Origin of the sequence: Salinicola peritrichatus, from assembly GCF_003206715.1 — a bacterium.
GTDB classification, from domain to species: Bacteria; Pseudomonadota; Gammaproteobacteria; order Pseudomonadales; family Halomonadaceae; genus Salinicola; species Salinicola peritrichatus.
The window spans coordinates 1-15,816 of record NZ_PZJU01000006.1 but is presented as its reverse complement, the minus strand read 5'-3'; the positions used below and the strand labels follow the sequence as shown (position 1 = coordinate 15,816).

Annotated in this window: 18 protein-coding genes; 3 read left to right on the top strand and 15 right to left on the bottom strand. The window is 59.0% G+C overall.

What is annotated here, in order from left to right; all coding sequences use genetic code 11:
- A complete protein-coding gene (locus DOM57_RS01960) occupies positions 1-1,365 on the bottom strand; it encodes a site-specific integrase (protein WP_239496087.1) in 1,365 nt (454 codons plus the stop codon).
- A gap of 415 nt (positions 1,366-1,780) precedes the next feature.
- Between DOM57_RS01960 and DOM57_RS01955 the strand changes: the two genes are divergently transcribed.
- A complete protein-coding gene (locus tag DOM57_RS01955; RefSeq protein ID WP_110647542.1) occupies positions 1,781-2,149 on the top strand; it encodes a CidA/LrgA family protein in 369 nt (122 codons plus the stop codon).
- Positions 2,146-2,874 (top strand): LrgB family protein, encoded by a 729-nt coding sequence (locus DOM57_RS01950; protein WP_110647541.1) that lies wholly within the window; start codon positions 2,146-2,148, stop codon positions 2,872-2,874. Before DOM57_RS01955 ends, DOM57_RS01950 begins: the two co-directional genes overlap by 4 nt.
- A 69-nt stretch (positions 2,875-2,943) precedes the next feature.
- Here the strand turns inward: DOM57_RS01950 and DOM57_RS01945 are convergent, their stop codons facing one another.
- The gene (locus DOM57_RS01945; RefSeq protein ID WP_162619417.1) at positions 2,944-3,528 is read right to left on the bottom strand and encodes a hypothetical protein; all 585 of its coding nucleotides are present in this window, start codon (positions 3,526-3,528) and stop codon (positions 2,944-2,946) included.
- A gap of 186 nt (positions 3,529-3,714) precedes the next feature.
- Positions 3,715-4,299, bottom strand: coding sequence for a hypothetical protein (locus tag DOM57_RS01940; RefSeq protein WP_110647539.1), 585 nt, complete (start codon positions 4,297-4,299; stop codon positions 3,715-3,717).
- Positions 4,300-4,369: 70 nt separating this feature from the next.
- Here DOM57_RS01940 and DOM57_RS01935 point away from each other — a divergent pair, with 70 nt between their 5' ends.
- Entirely contained in the window at positions 4,370-5,380 is a 1,011-nt protein-coding gene (locus tag DOM57_RS01935; RefSeq protein WP_110647538.1) for a right-handed parallel beta-helix repeat-containing protein, read from the top strand.
- An 87-nt stretch (positions 5,381-5,467) separates the two neighbouring features.
- On the opposite strand, the gene DOM57_RS01930 is transcribed toward DOM57_RS01935, so the two are convergent.
- From DOM57_RS01930 to DOM57_RS01875, 12 genes are all read right to left on the bottom strand, one after another.
- Positions 5,468-5,650, bottom strand: coding sequence for a hypothetical protein (locus tag DOM57_RS01930; protein ID WP_110647537.1), 183 nt, complete (start codon positions 5,648-5,650; stop codon positions 5,468-5,470).
- Positions 5,651-5,731: 81 nt separating this feature from the next.
- Complete coding sequence (locus DOM57_RS01925) at positions 5,732-7,093, bottom strand: undecaprenyl-phosphate glucose phosphotransferase (RefSeq protein ID WP_110647536.1); 1,362 nt, start codon at positions 7,091-7,093, stop codon at positions 5,732-5,734.
- 80 nt (positions 7,094-7,173) lie between these two features.
- Entirely contained in the window at positions 7,174-7,770 is a 597-nt protein-coding gene (gene cysC, locus DOM57_RS01920; protein ID WP_110647535.1) for an adenylyl-sulfate kinase, read from the bottom strand.
- A gap of 36 nt (positions 7,771-7,806) precedes the next feature.
- The gene (locus DOM57_RS01915; RefSeq protein ID WP_110647534.1) at positions 7,807-8,739 is read right to left on the bottom strand and encodes a KpsF/GutQ family sugar-phosphate isomerase; all 933 of its coding nucleotides are present in this window, start codon (positions 8,737-8,739) and stop codon (positions 7,807-7,809) included.
- 267 nt (positions 8,740-9,006) lie between these two features.
- The gene (locus DOM57_RS01910) at positions 9,007-9,561 is read right to left on the bottom strand and encodes a KdsC family phosphatase (protein ID WP_110647533.1); all 555 of its coding nucleotides are present in this window, start codon (positions 9,559-9,561) and stop codon (positions 9,007-9,009) included.
- Positions 9,561-10,406, bottom strand: coding sequence for a 3-deoxy-8-phosphooctulonate synthase (kdsA, locus tag DOM57_RS01905; RefSeq protein ID WP_110647532.1), 846 nt, complete (start codon positions 10,404-10,406; stop codon positions 9,561-9,563). Before kdsA ends, DOM57_RS01910 begins: the two co-directional genes overlap by 1 nt.
- Positions 10,406-11,674, bottom strand: coding sequence for a capsular polysaccharide export protein, LipB/KpsS family (locus tag DOM57_RS01900; RefSeq protein ID WP_110647531.1), 1,269 nt, complete (start codon positions 11,672-11,674; stop codon positions 10,406-10,408). The genes kdsA and DOM57_RS01900 overlap by 1 nt, the downstream gene beginning before the upstream one ends.
- Entirely contained in the window at positions 11,667-12,752 is a 1,086-nt protein-coding gene (locus DOM57_RS01895) for a glycosyltransferase family 4 protein (RefSeq protein WP_110647530.1), read from the bottom strand. The genes DOM57_RS01900 and DOM57_RS01895 overlap by 8 nt, the downstream gene beginning before the upstream one ends.
- Positions 12,753-12,756: 4 nt before the next feature.
- The gene (locus DOM57_RS01890; protein ID WP_162619416.1) at positions 12,757-13,908 is read right to left on the bottom strand and encodes a hypothetical protein; all 1,152 of its coding nucleotides are present in this window, start codon (positions 13,906-13,908) and stop codon (positions 12,757-12,759) included.
- 78 nt (positions 13,909-13,986) lie between these two features.
- Positions 13,987-14,712, bottom strand: coding sequence for a sulfotransferase family 2 domain-containing protein (locus tag DOM57_RS01885; protein ID WP_162619415.1), 726 nt, complete (start codon positions 14,710-14,712; stop codon positions 13,987-13,989).
- A 106-nt stretch (positions 14,713-14,818) separates the two neighbouring features.
- A complete protein-coding gene (locus DOM57_RS01880; protein ID WP_162619414.1) occupies positions 14,819-15,514 on the bottom strand; it encodes a sulfotransferase family 2 domain-containing protein in 696 nt (231 codons plus the stop codon).
- Between the two features lie 7 nt (positions 15,515-15,521).
- On the bottom strand, positions 15,522-15,816 hold a 295-nt coding region (locus tag DOM57_RS01875), incomplete at its 5' end, for an elongation factor 1-alpha C-terminal domain-related protein (RefSeq protein WP_420820209.1).

Below are 15,816 nucleotides of genomic sequence, written 5' to 3'. Positions count from 1 at the left end.
TCAGTTGCCGTTATGTGCGGCCCTGGGGTGCTTCATCACCTCGGGGCCATCTTCTCCCGCCAGTTCGGCGGTTTCTTCTCTGCCTTCCGCCAGCCGCGCGAACACTTCGACCGCTTCGCGTTTGTGTTCCGGCGCCAAGTGAGCATAGAACTGTATTGTTGTCTCGATGCTGCTGTGGGCCATCAGCTTCGAGACGGTCAGAATATCGGTGCCAGCCATGACCAATTGGCTCGCGAAGTTGTGCCGCAAGGTGTAGAGCTGCAGATCCTCGGGAAGCTCCGCCAGCTTACGCACTGCCGCCCACGGCTTTTGCATCGCCGTCCGGTCCAGGCGCTTGCCGGTGCGTGGGCTCGGGAAGACGAGACCCACCGACGGCTGCCCCTGTTGCCTGTGCCATGTCTTGAGCACTTCCACAGCCGAACCTGATAGCGGGAAAGTCTGTGGCTCGGGGCGCTTGTGGGCAGTCTTCTCGATCGTTTTCCTAATCGTGGCGAAGGTCAGATTGATGTGCTCCCAGCGCAGCCCAAACAGGTCGCCCGGGCGGAAGCCGGTGTAGAACATCGTCAGGATCCACGGCACGACGTGATCGACGTATGGCACGTGATCAAGGTCGGGCAGGTAGGCTTTCCCGTGCTGGCGGCTGCGCCGGCGCTGCTGGCGCTTCTCATCCTGATAGGCCTCGATCCCGACAAACAGGGCTTCGACTTCGTGGGGTTCAAGGTAGCGACGTTCGCTGCCAAGCTCCGCCAGTTCCTCCTCGGTGAAGGCTGGCTTCTGTAGCTTCACCCCTTTCAGCGGGTGTACGGGAATCACCTTGCGCTCTGCCGCGTGGGCCAGCAGGGCCGCCAGCGCGTCGTAGCTCCGTTTCAGCGTGGAGAAGGCGCGAGGCTTCTCCTTCACTTCCTGATCGGCCTGCCAGCGCTCGACATCGGCGCGGGTCAGGTTCCCCATCGGGCGGTCAAGCCAATCGGAGAAGTCCCGGCTGATCCGGCTCAAGGTACCTTGGCCATCCTTACGGCGATTCTGGAAGGCGGTATAAGGGCCTTCGAGGTAAGCGCGAAGCGTCTGTTGCTGCTGGCGGGCGCTTTCGATCTTGGCTTCCTCAAGGATTCCTCGCGGGTCGCCGCCTTGGGCGACGATCGCCAATGCTTCCTTGGCGTCCTCTCGTGCCTGCGCGGCCGTCAGCGTGCCATATCGCCCAAGTGTGAGAATTCTCTGTTTCCCAACCTTGGTCCGGTAGTAGAGCCGAAAGGTCAATCCGCGTTTACCGGCGCGGACGTGGAAGCCGGGCAACTCGCTATCAAACACGTCTTCATCCGGTTGCGACTTCGCCAACTGATCCATCGCCTTTGCTGTCAGCTTCAACGTCCGCGCCATATTCACGCCGCTCTAGGTAGCAAATAGGTAGCAGAATGAGGATATAACAAGGGCAGGAAAGCAACAACGAGAAACCACAAATTTGTTTTATATTACTGATTTGAATCAGATAATATCGTTACTCTTGTTTCTCCCCGTTTCTCCTGAAATACGTATAAAACGCAATGGGGTTGCAGAGGTCGCAGGTTCGAATCCTGTCGCTCCGACCAAGATCGACGAAGAAGCCGCTTAGTCATCATGACCGAGCGGCTTTTTCTTTGCTGCTTCTTTACGCCTTTTCCCCTGCCTTGGAAACGTTCGGGCAATGGCGCTGGACTTCTCCGCTGCCCTGCCACGACACTCGCGCCTGTCCGTTAGGGCGCGTACAATCCATTCCTTAGACTAAAGTCTCAAGAGGCCCGTCATGTCGCTGATTGTGGGCATGAGCATTCTGCTTGGCTGCCAGTTTCTGGGAGAGGTCATCAGCCGCGCCCTGGCACTACCGATCCCCGGCCCGGTGCTGGGCATGCTGATCCTGTTGATAGGACTGATGGTCCGAGGTGGAGTCCCGGGCAGTTTGCGTATGATGGGCGAAGGCTTGCTCAAATACCTGACCCTGCTGTTCGTTCCCGCCGGGGTTGGGCTGATTCAGCATTTTGGCTTGATCAGCCGCGAATTCTGGATATTGGCGGTCACGCTGGTGGTTTCCACGGCGGTCACGATTCTGGTTACCAGTCAGGCGCTGCAGCGTACGGCGCGCCGGACCGGCAAGCACCAGGAGAGCGATCCATGAACGGCTTCGGTTTCCAGCAAATCTGGGTCTATCTTGCCGCCAGCCCGCTGCTGCATCTGTTCGCCACGCTGATCGCCTTTCTGGTTGCCACGCGGGTCAATCGCTGGGCCGGGGGAACTCAGCTGCTGCACCCGGTGATCGTCGCCATCGCGCTGTTGATTGGCTTCCTGCTGCTGACGGGCACTGATTACACCACCTATTTCGAGGGCGCGCAGTTTCTGCATTTTCTGCTGGGACCAGCGACCGTGGCGCTGGCGATTCCGCTCTACGACCATCGCGAACGCGTTCGCCGCATGTTGCTGCCGATCGCCATCGGCAGCCTCGTCGGCATCGCCACGGCGGTGGTCACCGCGGTGGGCATTGCACTATTGCTTGGCGCCGATCCGCAAACGGTGCTGTCTCTGGCGCCCAAATCAGTCACTTCCCCCATCGCTATGGGAATTGCCGAGAAGCTGGGTGGCATTCCCTCGCTCACCGCGGGGCTGGTACTGCTCACCGGCGTCGTCGGCTGCATCGTCGGCCCGTGGATCTTCCGATGGACACGGATCACCGATCCCTCGATCCAGGGCTATACCATGGGCCTCGCCGCGCATGGCTTCGGCACCGCTTATTGCTTCGCCTCGATAGGTGCCGTGGCCGGCGCCTTTTCCGGGCTGTCGATGGGTCTTTCCGGCTTGCTGACGGCCTTCCTGCTCCCACCGATCGTGCATCTCTTCGGACTCTGAAGGGCCTGGCGCAAGGGATATCCGGTGATTACATATCGCCCACAATCCTGACAAAACCCCAACAACACGCTAAGCACCCTGTCCTTCTTCCCGGGCATCATCGACGAAGGTCGAAACGCACGGAGTCAGCAGGACATGGAAGTCAAAACCTTCTTCGCCCAGAGCGCCGACGGCAAGGTCATTCCCCATGCGGAGGTGAGTGTCTATCGCCAGGGAGAGGATAGCCCCGCACGGAATCTCCAGGATGCCCAGGGGAAGCCGCTCGCCAATCCCTTTCAGGCGGGCCCGGAGGGCCAGATCCAGTTCGCCGCGCCCAACGGCCACTACGCCATCGACGTCGCCAACGGCGAATCCCGGCAGCGCCTGGGCACCCAGTTTTTCGATCAAACCGCCGTGGACTCCGCCAGTGGCACACAGTCGTTGAGCCATGCACTGAATCAGCGACTGATCGTGCTCGACTCCGTCGACACCCTGAAATCCTGGCCTGGCGATCAGGTGCCGGATGGCTGTCGCCTGATCTGTCGTAGTTTCTATCGCGACCTTCCCTATGAATTGAATATCGAGCTGCAGCGCAGCGCCAGTCTCGACGACGAATCCCGTGCCGGCGGGATGGCCTGGGTGAAAGCGGCGCATCCGACTCGCGACGATTTCCATGTCTTCGTGGTCTGGAGCGAGGATGGCGCGGCCTATACCCAGCACAGTTACGACATCAACCTGCTCAAGGTCGGCTTTCGTGCCGATTACTCCAGCGAAGGGGAAGAGCGTCGCGGCACGGACGAGTCGAAATGGCTTCAGGAAACCATCGACAAAACCCCCTATCGCACCAAGTATCTACCCAACCTACCCTTCGGCAGCGGGCTCTATGTCGGCGATCAACGGATAGCGCTGCGTTCCGGCACTCGCATCGTCGGCGATGGCGCCCAGGCCAATAGCCGTATCGTCAGCGACTACGTCGCCGAGGCGTTCAACGACGGCCTGCTGCTGCTGCGCGAGGAGCGTGTCGTCAATGTCTGGGCCGATGGCCGTCCCGACGGCAACCTCGACGACGCTTTCAGTCATGATATCCACCTGAGCGGCCTGACCTTCGAGGCAACCGACTTTGCGCGTGGCGCCGTCTCGCTGGTCTGTGTTCGCAACGTCACCTACAGCGACAACCATCATGTTCGTTGCGGCGGGATCAAGATCTTCCACGAGTTGGAGCTCAACGGGCGCTATTCGATCAAGGATGCCGACGAGGACCCAGGCACCGACAACGCCGTATTGGCCGGATTCAACCCCGACGCGCCGGACGACCTGAGCGAGAAGATCCGGATCAGCGCTCTCTCCGGCGGCGCCGGCCGCTACACCTATCGTCCTGGAGACAGCCAGCGCGCCAATGCCGTACGCCTGAATTTCGTGCGCGACTTCAGCATCTCCCATGTCCATATGGACTACTGCAACGTCTCCGGCTGGGGGGGGCTCGGCGCGTCCGGGCAAGGGCGGAGAATTGAAATGGATGCGACGTCTGCGCGACGGCTTCATTCAGGACGTGCACTGCCGCTGGACCAACGGTGCGATCTATTTCAACAACGCCCACAACGTCAAGGTCTTCGGCTGCAGCGCCAAGGAGGTCAGCGATACCGCGTTCGATCTCGAAGGCTGCACCTATTGTCTGTTCGACGGCATCTACGCCGAGAACGCGGCCAACTTCGGCATTTCGATCTTCTATGCGACCCGTGGCAACGTGATCAAGAACTTCGTCGCCCGGCAGACCGCCAGCTCGGCCTCGATTCACGCCAGATTCGCCGAGCCCAAATTCGGCCCTGGGCTCGGCAAGACGCTGTTCCGGCGCCTTGCGGGTTTCGAGGACCCGGATTTCGAGCAGGACGTGACCCTCGACACCGGCGCCTTCCTCTACGAAGGCGAAGGCTTCGGTGGCGTGATCGTCGACTCCTGGGCCAATGTGACCTATCGCAACGTCAACCACAGCGACGTCGTCGTCGACATGCGCGATCACAGCAACGCCCAGGCCCAGTACTTCCATGGCTGTCGCTTCACCTACACCAAGCCGGCGAAGGACAACGACGTCCTCATCGCCCTCGGCACCAATAGCGCCAAGTACGCCTGCTGGAAGGAAGGCGCGATCGAGTCGCTGGTCGAGCAGCCAGCCGGCGTCATTCCATTGCTGGTTCAACTGCGCGCTTATGCCGGCGTGGCGATCTTCGATATCAATGACCTGCGTATCGAGGCACCGGGAGTGAAGACTGCCATCGCCATCAGCGACGCACGCAAGTCAGGACGCAAGCCCGGGCATGCATTTCGGCTGATACGCAATCTGATTCCGCTGCACAGCCACATCGTCAATCTCAATATCAACGAAATCTCGGGCGGGGAGCCGGCACAACTGGAGGCGTCGAGCAACCGCGACCTGCATTTCGCACCGGTCGACGTCGTCGCTCGCGGAGAGGAGAGCAATACCGACTATGCGGCACTACGTTTCGGACTCAAGGTCGCTCGCGACCAGTAGTCGGCGTGGCGAGCCGTCCGCCAGTGCGACGTACGGCTTTTCAAGAAGGAAGTCGGGAAGGCAGGAATGTTGGGATTGAAGCGGGAATCAGCGCAGCACGATCACGTTCGCCTCGCTGGTGAGTCTGACACCGGCCGCCGGTGTTGCATCAGCCTTGCCGGCGCCCTGGGGTTGGGCTCTTGCCGCTGCCGGCAGGCTCCAGGCCGGTAACGCCAGCAGCAGCGTGCAACTTCCCAAACCCAGCAAGAAATCGCGTCGCGAGATCGACATCGAAGGGCTCCTGATAATAGTTTCAACGGAAAACGCCCCGAGATGACGGGGCAAGATCGACGATACGGCAACGGCGGCCGGTCAATAGGCGTTATTGCCGGTAAAGCCCTTGAATACCGTCAGGAAGATGATCTTCAGGTCCAGCATCAGCGACCAGTTGTTGATGTACCAGAGATCATGCTCCACGCGGCGCTGCATTTTTTCCAGGGTATCGGTTTCGCCACGGAAGCCGCAGACCTGGGCCCAGCCGGTGATGCCCGGCTTGACCATGTGGCGCTGCATGTAGGACTCCACCAGATCCTTGTAGTACTCGTTGTGGGCCAGTGCATGGGGGCGCGGGCCGACGATCGACATCTGCCCCTGCAGCACGTTGATGAACTGCGGCAGCTCATCCAGCGAGGTCCGGCGCAGGAAAGCCCCCACCCGTGTGATGCGCGGGTCGCGGCGCGTCGCCTGGGAAACCTTGCCGTCCTCCTCCTGATGCACCTTCATCGAACGGAACTTGTAGACCTGCACGTCGTGACCATTGACGCCGGTACGCAACTGCTTGAACAACACCGGCCCCGGCGAGGACAGCTTCACCGCAATGGCGCAGGCCACACAGACCGGCGAAATCAGCAACAGGATCAAACCGCCGATGATGATGTCCTCCAGCCGCTTGATCCACAGCGCACTGCCGGAAATCGGACTCACGCTCAGGTCGATGGCATGGTTGCCGGCGATATGACTGACCCGGTGATTGAGCAGCGGAATGTCCGCGAAATGCGGAATGAAGCGGATTTCCAGCGGCAGGTGGCGCAGGTTGTACATGATCGCCTTCACATGCGCACCCTCGGAGACCGGCAGGCAGATCCAGACCTCGTCGGCGCCGGAGTTCTCTACCCGTTTGGCCAGATTGCGCGGTGCCTTTTCCGCCCGCACGACCCGTGCACGGCAGACACCCGCGATGGCATACCCCTGCTCCTGGTGCTGGCGCAGGGAGCGTGCCACGTCCAGCAGGTTCTCTTCCGGGCCGACCAGGAAGACCTTGCGCCGATTCTTGATGCTCGAGTTGTGGTAGAGCGCCAGCATCATCAGCATCGCCCGAGAAGCACAGACCAGGCAGAACGACAGCACGAAGGTGAACACCAGCCACTGCCGTGACACGCTCTCGGAAATCTTGAACAGATACAACAGCGAGGCGATGACGGCGAATACTGCCGTCCACACCCATATCAGTCGATAGATACGGCTACGCAGGCGTGTCGAACGCCACTTGCTGTAGCCGCCACCGAAAAGATTGATCAGCACCACAGCGAGAGCCATCACGATCAGCACCAGCGCATTGGCATTGTCGAGCGTCGAAGTCTGGAAGCGGATCTCGTTGGCCAGGATGCCAGCCAACAAAATCGCCATCACATCGATCACGGGCGCCAAGCGTCTTACCGGATTCAGACTTTTCATATTCGTTCTCCCGTCACCATCCTGGTAATCCTTTCCTGCATTGACGAATCAAGGAACCGGCGAAACCTAGGGCAACAGACCTAAATGAACTTGCGCTCCCGCAGATACTCCACCACCGCCCCGGCTACCTCGGCAGGCGTTGCGCTGCCATCGTTGACGAGATGGAGTTCGGCGGATTCGGGAACTTCGTAGGGCGAGTCGATACCGGTGAAGTTCTTGATCTCACCGTTGCGCGCGCGCTGGTAAAGCCCCTTGGGATCGCGGGTCTCGCAGGTATCCAGTGGCGCATCGATGAACACCTCGATGAAATCGCCCTCTTTCATCAATTCGCGCACCGCCGCCCGCTCGGAGCGGAACGGCGAAATGAACGCCGAGAGCGTGATCAGACCGGCGTCGACGAACAACTTCGACATCTCCCCGATCCGACGAATGTTCTCGATACGATCCGCGTCGGAGAAACCGAGATCGCCGTTCATCCCCTTGCGCACGTTGTCGCCGTCGAGCAGATAGGTCAGCTTGCCCAGCGCATGCAGCCGCTCTTCGACCAGTCCGGCAATCGTCGACTTGCCGGAACCACTCAGACCGGTGAACCACAACAGGCAGGACCGCTGTCCGTTGAGGTTTTCGCGATGATGGCGGCAGATTCTGTGGGCATGCCAAACGGTGTTGTCACTCATGCGTCATCTCTCGTTCGTCAAATTCCGGCTTGCGGATCATTTCTTGAATACGCCGACCAGCTGGTCCTTCTCGAATACCAGCAACGCATTGATCTGCTTCGAATCCATCAGCGTCAGCGCGTCCTCCACCCGAGCCGTCGGCGCGATACGAGTCGCTTGCGGCGTCATGAAGTCGTAGGCCTTCTTGGAGAACACGTACTCGCCGTACTTTTCGACCGCTCGACGCAGGTCACCGTCGGTGATGATCCCCCAACTATCGTTGTGCTGGACCACCGCCATCCCCAACTGGCCCCGGGACATCGCCTGGATCACATCCAGCACCTCGGCGTCGGCACTCACCACCGGCAGATTGTCGCTGCGCATCTCATGCTCGACGCGGCTGAGCAGACGGCGCCCGAGCGAGCCGCCGGGATGGAAACGCGCAAAGTTCTCCGGCTGGAAGTCCCGCGCCTTCATCAGTGTCACCGCCAGCGCATCGCCCATCGCCAGCGTCGCCGTGGTCGACGAGGTCGGCGCCAGTTGCAACGGGCAGGCCTCTTCGATCACGCCGATGTCGAGGTGGCTATGGGAGGCTCGCGCCAGGGTGGAATCGGCATTACCGGTCATGCCCACCAGGTAGTTGCCGTTATCCTTCAAAAACGGGATCAGCTTGACCACTTCCTCGGTCTCGCCGGAATTGGAGATCGCCAGGAAGACGTCATGCTCGGTCACCATGCCCAGGTCGCCGTGGTAGGCCTCGCCCGGGTGCATGAAGAAACTGGGCGTGCCGGTGCTGGCCATGGTGGCGGCGATCTTGCGCCCGACGATGCCGGACTTGCCCATGCCGCAGATGATCACGCGGCCCGGGGTGCTGAGAATCGCATCCACGGCGGTGACCAGATCGTTGTCGAGCTTCTTGGAGACGTCCAGCAGCGACTCGGCTTCCTTGACGAAGACCTGCCGGGCGGTTTCGAGATATTTCAGATTCATGATTCCCTCCATTGGTCTGCGGACCTGCCGACACGCGAGGCGCGATCTCTGCGCCGGCGTTAGCAGCCTTGGCCGGTATCGGTGTGCAACGCTGACGAGCGGACACCGCCAGGGCCGGAAACGGTCGGGACCGAATCCGGTGGCAGGTGTTCAGGGCAGTTACAGCCCCGGGATGAGGAACCGCAGGGAACGAACGCCTTCGGCCGAAGAGGTTCGTCGAGGCCGGCAGCCAGCGGGCCGGCGACTTGGGGTTACAGCAACTTCAGATCACTGGACGAGACGACGCATGGCGTCCTCGTCCTCCAGCATATGGGCATACATCTCGGCCTGGCCGAGGCCTTTCGCCGCCAGCAGATCCTCGGCGACCTCGCGGGCCACGCCGCGGCCGCCGGGAGCCCGGGTGATGCGGTCGGCGGTCTCGAGCACCAGCGGGTGGGCGTCGGCCGGCGCGTAGGAAACGCCTACCCGCCGCATTACCGGGATGTCGATGATGTCGTCGCCGACGAAGCCAATGCGCTCGGCGGCGATGCCCCACTCCTCGGCAATCTGCTCGATCGCCTCGAGCTTGCGGTTGAAACCGATCTTGATCACATCCATGCCAAGCTGGCTCGCCCGGGTGATCAGCGGCTGGCTCGACTTGGCCGACAGCACGCCGCTCTTGATGCCATGTTGGCGCAGCAGGCCGACGGCGACGCCGTCACGTACGTTGAACGGCTTGAGCGCCTCGCCCTCGGGGCCGATCAACAGCGTGCCATCGGTCAGCACGCCGTCGACATCGAACAGCACCAGTTCGACTTGCGCGCGCAGGTCAGGACGCGCCATCAGCGGATCTCGACCTTGGGGAAGCTCTTGACCAGGTCGTCGATCGCCTTGACCTGGGTCAGGAAGGGCTCGAGCTTGTCCAGCGGCAGTGCACTCGGGCCATCGCAACGGGCGCGATCGGGATCGGCATGGGCCTCGAGGAAGAGTCCGGCCAGACCGACCGCCATGCCGGCACGCGCCAGCTCGAGTACCTGGCGGCGACGACCGCCGGAGGCTTCGCTGGTGGGATCGCGGCGCTGCAGACTGTGGGTAACGTCGAAGATCACCGGCGCGTTGCCGCTGACATCCATCATCTCGCGGAAGCCGAGCATATCGACGACCAGGTTGTCGTAACCGAAGCAACTGCCACGTTCGCACAACACGATCTGCTCGTTGCCCGCCTCGGCACACTTGTCGACGATGTTCTTGATCTGTCCCGGGCTCAGGAACTGCGGCTTCTTGACGTTGATCGGCTTGCCGGTGCGTGCCATCGCCACCACCAGGTCGGTCTGGCGCGCCAGGAACGCCGGCAGCTGGATGATGTCGGCGACTTCGGCAACCGGCGCGGCCTGCTCCACCTCGTGCACGTCGGTGATCACCGGCACGCCGAACTCGCGCTTCACCGCCTCGAAGATCTTCATCCCTTCGTCGAGACCGACACCGCGGAAAGAGTGGATCGAGGAGCGGTTGGCCTTGTCGAAGCTTGCCTTGAACACATAGGGAATCCCGAGCTTGCGCGTCACCTCGACATAGGCTTCGCAAGCCTTCAGCGTACTGTCCCTGTCCTCCAGCACGTTGACGCCGCCGAACAGCATGAAAGGTGCGTCGTTCGCCACCGTCAGACCGGCAATCGGTACGGATTTCATCAAGCTACCTCGCTCTCGCTTCGCTCTAAAGTAGACAATCTGGCTCTTTCCATCAGCTTGGCGAAGTTCGCCTCGCTGAACGGAGTATCCCGAAAATAGTCTTCATCCACCAGGTAATGCTCGATGTAGGCAGCCAGCCGACGCTCGTCGAAATGGGCATAGAAGGTGTTGCCGAGAAAGGTCACCGACTTGTCCAGCAGCTTGGCTTCCAGCCCTACGGTGGAGTTGATGGTCACCACTTCCTCGGCCCTATCCAGCAGACGGAAGGTGTTCTCGTTGACGATCAGGAAGCCATGCTCGCGGCGCAGCTGGGAAAGAATCGCCGGAATGGCCTGGTTGATCTCCGCCGGATGCGGCTTGATCACCAGTCTGAGTCCCTTCTTCCTGGCGATGGCGATGGCATCCTTGAGACCGTCGATCACACTTCCCTTGGAATAATTGAGAATGATCTGGGCATCGGTGCTCACCTGCAACGGGAAGAACAGGTAAGGCGTTTCCCAGTCCATTTCGTCGAGGGCGACGTCGTCGGCCTTCTTCAGCTTCTTCAACTCATCGAAGCCGTAAGCGTTCTCGCCGGCAAGGCCCAGCACCGCCTCGATCCGGCATCCCAGGACCTGGACGAATTTCTGGAACACGGTCTTGAAGTCGAGCTTGCGCGCCTGACCGATCACGTGCTTTTGCATCCGCGCCTGGGTGTAGTCGTGCTTCCAGCGCCGGAAGGCTTCGATGTCGACCGGGTAGTCATCGAGAATCTCGACATGTTGGTAGAGATAGGACTGCATGTCCGTCCCCTGGGGATCGGCAAAGGTCTTGTTGCCGATATTGCCGTAGCCGGTATAGAGCAGATCGATACCGTTGGCTCGCGTCCCGCCACCACGAGCCCCGTTACCGCGGGCATAGTCGGCCAACGCCGACTGCGAGGCCAGACGCCCGCTGGGCAGGATGTAAAGGTCCCAACGATGTTTCGGCTGATGGCGCTCGATGAAATCGAAAAAGCCGGAGTAGACCCTGTCGGCCTGCGTCTGGGTCAAGCGGCCGGTCCTGATACTGAAGTTGTCCTCGCGGCAGGTTCTCCCCCGCTTGCGCCTCGGCATGAACACCGTCTCGCCCTTGAGCTTGAGATAGACATACATGATGAGGTTGTTGGCCACGAAGTCGATCTTGCAAGCGCTGGCACCCGGCGCCGCGAAGACTCGCTTGAAGAAGCGGTAATCCTCGGGATTGGAGATGTTGATGAGAACCCGACTGTACGTCGCACCATTAGACATAGCACCGCCCGTTAGGCTGATAGAGTTTCAGGAGTTCGGTGTTCATGCTCGCCGGCGAGAACTCCCGCTCGTAGCACGTCCGGCAGCGACTGCCCATGGCTGCCTGGTCGCACTGCTCGAAACGCTCGATCGCCTGTCCGAGCGAGGCCGCGAAGTCGTCGAAATCGAACACGAAGCCGGTATCGCCCTCGCGTACCAGCTCGGGCAACGCCCCCCGATTGGAGCAGATCACCGGTGTGGCATTGCGATAGGCCTCGAGCACCACCAATCCGAATCCCTCCCAGCGGCTGGGCACGATCAGCGCCTTGGCGCGGGCGATCAGGCCGTCGAGGGTGGTATTGTCCAGCCAGCCGAGAAATTCCATGTTGTCCCGCGGCGCGAAGCTCGCGTCGGCATCGACCACGTTGCCACCAACGATCTTGAGCTTCTCCCGCGACTCGTCCCAGAAGTCGTAGAGACGGTCGAACCCCTTCTGGCGATCGAAACGGCCAATGAACAGGTAGAAGTCTTCCTTGCGCTCACTACCGATCGTCTCGCGGGTATCGCGCACGCAGTTCTTGATCAACAGCGTCTTGTCCCCCATCCCGGCCCGTTCCAGCAGCGCCTGCTCGTACTCGGAGATCGCGACGATGCCATCGGTACGCTGATAGAGCATCCGCTCGACCCATTGAATGCCGCGTTTCTTGATTCCCGAGATACGGTGCGGGTCGAAGGCCACCCCGTGGGGCTGATAGATCAGCTTGGCGCCACGATACGAGACCGGCAGCGCGCGACAGAGAAACCCCGCGAAGGTGCTGTGGACGTGTATGACGTCCGGCGATGCCTCATCGATGGCACCGGACAGGCGCATGGCTAGATGACGCAGGCGCTGGATTCGGCTCTCGCCGGGAAATTCGAGCATATGAATCTTGTCGTCGAGTCCGTCGGTATCGCCGAAGTTGATCTCGTCGACTTGCGCCCCCGGCAGCACCACCGAGACATCGCTCACTTCGGGACGCCGCGCCTGTTCGGCGACGATGTTGTTGAGGTAAGTGGCGATACCACCCGTCACCGTTTCGCAGACATGCATGATTTTCATGAGATCATTCGCTGAAAGAGAGCATTACCAGCAGAGAGAAGATGATGAAGGTCGGGACGAGGATTAGCGCGGCGTCCGAGAATGTCGCCACCCAGTACATCACGCAGCCGATGCTGGCACTGCGGCTGAGCGGCCGGGAGACGTCGAAGAGACTGCGCGCCAGAATGATGTTGGAGAAGAACATCAGAAACGGAACCAGGCCGATCAAGCCGACGAATTCCGCAATCGAGACATAGGGAATCTCGTAGGACCAGTAGAGCGGCGTGAACGAAATCAGCCCAGCATCGTAGAAGTACTCCAGATAGGCCGCTCTGCCACCGAGATTGCTGTCGAACAGGAAACTGACATCGCGCCCCATGATCCCCAGCAGCCCGATGATGCCCGGCACGACGACACAGAGTGCCGAACAGATGACGATCAGTTTCTTGACCGAGACTGCCTTGTTGAACAGCAGGTACTCGAATACACAATATGCCATCAATAGTGCCCATGCCGTGCGTGACAGCGTCAACATGATCGTCAGCATGAGCAACAGAACCCATTTCCGGTTCTGCTCGATAACGTTATACACCGGTAATAACATGATCATGCAGACGGCGTAGATATTGCCATTGTTATAGGTCGAGAAGAATTTAAAGATCCCTCCTCTGTCATTCATCCTGGCTTCCAGCGTTTTGTCGGCACCCAGAGTCGTCGTCAACATCGGAACCGAAACATATTGCCCCGTCGCAATTTTGTACATAAACAGGAACAATCCGAAAGCAATGGCAAAACGGATACATTTCACCAGCACCTGAAGCAGATATTGCAGCTGCTCCGGCCCTAGGGTCTTTGACCATAGATAAAAGAAAATCGGCACCACGATCAGCGACATCACATAGCCCACGTATGCCGGAGGCTTGGCAACACCGTTCATCAACGTTATGGCAAGGAAAAGCATCCAGAATGGCAACAGGAGAAGCATATAAACATCATACCCTCCACCGACTGTCTTGCCGCCCACCACGAACTTGACCAAGAAAAGCGGAAACGATAAACACAACAGGAGATATATGCCATTGAGTGGCACGCCGCCAACCGCAACTCCCGACTTGGGTATCGCCACCGCCAGGATGACTAGCGCCGCTATATAAAATCGCCTAATATTAACAACCAAGCTTTATTTATCCCAGTTATCGAATCAATGGACGACAAAGGTACGAGGATGTTTTCCGTCCACCCATGGTGAGTTTTATCATTCAGGATGGAAGGTATAGCCCAGCAATTCCGCATCATCCGCGTAGAGCCGACCTACGATATCGACACTTCGTGCATCGTATTCGTATCGATAGTCACGACTATCACTGGCATTGACTCGGCTAACATCTCGTTGGGGCAATCCTAACCGCTCTCTGATGTATGAGATGCTCGCAGACATGTCTTCGACACTACCCAGGAAGTCGAGCTCGTTGCGTCCATCGATGAGGATAAATCGCGACTGGGGAATGAAATGCGTCCAACTCATGATCTTGGAAGCTAGAACGTCATCTTCCATGGCATGGACAAAGTCGGTGAAAGAAGCGTAACGCTCCAGGTACTTTCGGGAAAACTCCTGGTCGTAAACGCCGAACCCGCCCTTTTTCAAATAAGCGTAAGCCGAGTAAAAACGACTCCAGATATTTCTCGAGAACGCAAACCTGAAATAATCAACGTATTTCTGCGGGTCGGCACTACGATATTGCGACAAATAGTTGTGCCCTTTAGGCGTCATATCGAATAGCGACTTGGCCACTCCATTCCCGGCATTCTTGGGAATATGAACAAAAATTACCTGATTGGCATTCTCCAGTTCACTGTAAGGGTTGACACACTCTCTCGCCAACCGGTCTCTCATCAACAGCGGAACGACACTACGATATACGGGTTGGATATAATTCTTCAATCCACTTTTGGCAACGACAGTTCTGCCGTATTGGAACATTGCGCTCTCCATGAGTCGTACAAGCATCGCAGCTCATTGATTTCGAAAACATCGGCCCATGTTTTATGACCGAAGCGCGATGACCCATTCAGCACCAGGCCTAAGTTCAGAATTCGTATTCGAATGTATCGATATCTTCTGAGTAAGCATGCTGAACAATAGCTTTCAGCTTTTCGTCGTAGTAGCTTTCGTAGGATTCTCGCTTACTGGCGTTGATTCTAGAAAGATCCGATGCACCGGGATTAACGAGCGCCTTCATCGTCTCGAAGTCGGAAGAAAGCGACTCGAAGCGTGCAATAAAATCGACACCGAGTTGACCATCACGACGAATCAGGAAGCGTTTTTGCGGCGTGAAATGTTCCCACTCGAGAATTTTTTCTCGATAGGAAGGATCCTCCAGTCGTCGGATGAATGACTGAAATTCGATGTCATGCCCTATGTGGCGCTTGAAAAACGCCCCGCCGTTGGTCCGTGCATCCAGGCTCCGCAAATAGAAAAATGCGGAGACCAACCGATCCCAAGGGTTCCTGATGACCGACACTTTCCGATAGACGCTATACTTCTCTCGATTCCTCTCGTAGTTCCTCAACTTGTTGTGCCCCGTTCCATTGGGCGCGTCGAGTAGCGATCGGGAGATCGCCTTGCCGGCCGCTTTCGGTACATGAACGAAGATGCACTGATGTCGATCCTCCCAGCGAGAATAGGGATTCTTGATGTGATTGATCAGGTTCTCGCTCTTGGCCGGGCCGATGATCGGAACGAGTATCGAACTCACCATTCGATATTTCGGAATCTTTGCCATGCCAGCCTCACCCGATCTTTCGGCATTCCCACTCCGGGTAGAATTCCCGGATATAGGCATTGAGTGCTTTTTCCGCTTCCGTATAAGGACGTTCAATTCCGGCGGTTGCCATTGCCGCCCCTCGGATCAGACCGGCACCGACGGTGATGTTGGTCAACCGATCGATGACCACGAAGCTGCCGGTGCCCGGGCTGGTTCGGTAGTCGTCCAGCGGTACGCTGGCGGTCAACTCCACCCGGCAACGACCGATGGCGTTGAGCGGCAAGCTGTCGGCGGCGTGATGCTCGAGGCTGTTGACGTCG

Bases quoted from the DNA above. Each gene is read 5' to 3' on its own strand.
- DOM57_RS01935 (WP_110647538.1), top strand. From the start codon at position 4,370: ATGCGACGTCTGCGCGACGGCTTCATTCAGGACGTGCACTGCCGCTGG.
- DOM57_RS01930 (WP_110647537.1), bottom strand. From the start codon at position 5,650: ATGTCGATCTCGCGACGCGATTTCTTGCTGGGTTTGGGAAGTTGCACG.
- DOM57_RS01880 (WP_162619414.1), bottom strand. From the start codon at position 15,514: ATGGCAAAGATTCCGAAATATCGAATGGTGAGTTCGATACTCGTTCCG.
- cysC (WP_110647535.1), bottom strand. From the start codon at position 7,770: ATGAGTGACAACACCGTTTGGCATGCCCACAGAATCTGCCGCCATCAT.
- DOM57_RS01945 (WP_162619417.1), bottom strand. From the start codon at position 3,528: ATGGAAATCGTCGCGAGTCGGATGCGCCGCTTTCACCCAGGCCATCCC.
- kdsA (WP_110647532.1), bottom strand. From the start codon at position 10,406: ATGAAATCCGTACCGATTGCCGGTCTGACGGTGGCGAACGACGCACCT.
- DOM57_RS01895 (WP_110647530.1), bottom strand. From the start codon at position 12,752: ATGAAAATCATGCATGTCTGCGAAACGGTGACGGGTGGTATCGCCACT.
- DOM57_RS01900 (WP_110647531.1), bottom strand. From the start codon at position 11,674: ATGTCTAATGGTGCGACGTACAGTCGGGTTCTCATCAACATCTCCAAT.
- DOM57_RS01925 (WP_110647536.1), bottom strand. From the start codon at position 7,093: ATGAAAAGTCTGAATCCGGTAAGACGCTTGGCGCCCGTGATCGATGTG.
- DOM57_RS01915 (WP_110647534.1), bottom strand. From the start codon at position 8,739: ATGAATCTGAAATATCTCGAAACCGCCCGGCAGGTCTTCGTCAAGGAA.
- DOM57_RS01950 (WP_110647541.1), top strand. From the start codon at position 2,146: ATGAACGGCTTCGGTTTCCAGCAAATCTGGGTCTATCTTGCCGCCAGC.
- DOM57_RS01940 (WP_110647539.1), bottom strand. From the start codon at position 4,299: ATGGACATGGGAGATGCTGAAGTCGCGCACGAAATTCAGGCGTACGGC.
- DOM57_RS01955 (WP_110647542.1), top strand. From the start codon at position 1,781: ATGTCGCTGATTGTGGGCATGAGCATTCTGCTTGGCTGCCAGTTTCTG.
- DOM57_RS01910 (WP_110647533.1), bottom strand. From the start codon at position 9,561: ATGGCGCGTCCTGACCTGCGCGCGCAAGTCGAACTGGTGCTGTTCGAT.
- DOM57_RS01885 (WP_162619415.1), bottom strand. From the start codon at position 14,712: ATGTTCCAATACGGCAGAACTGTCGTTGCCAAAAGTGGATTGAAGAAT.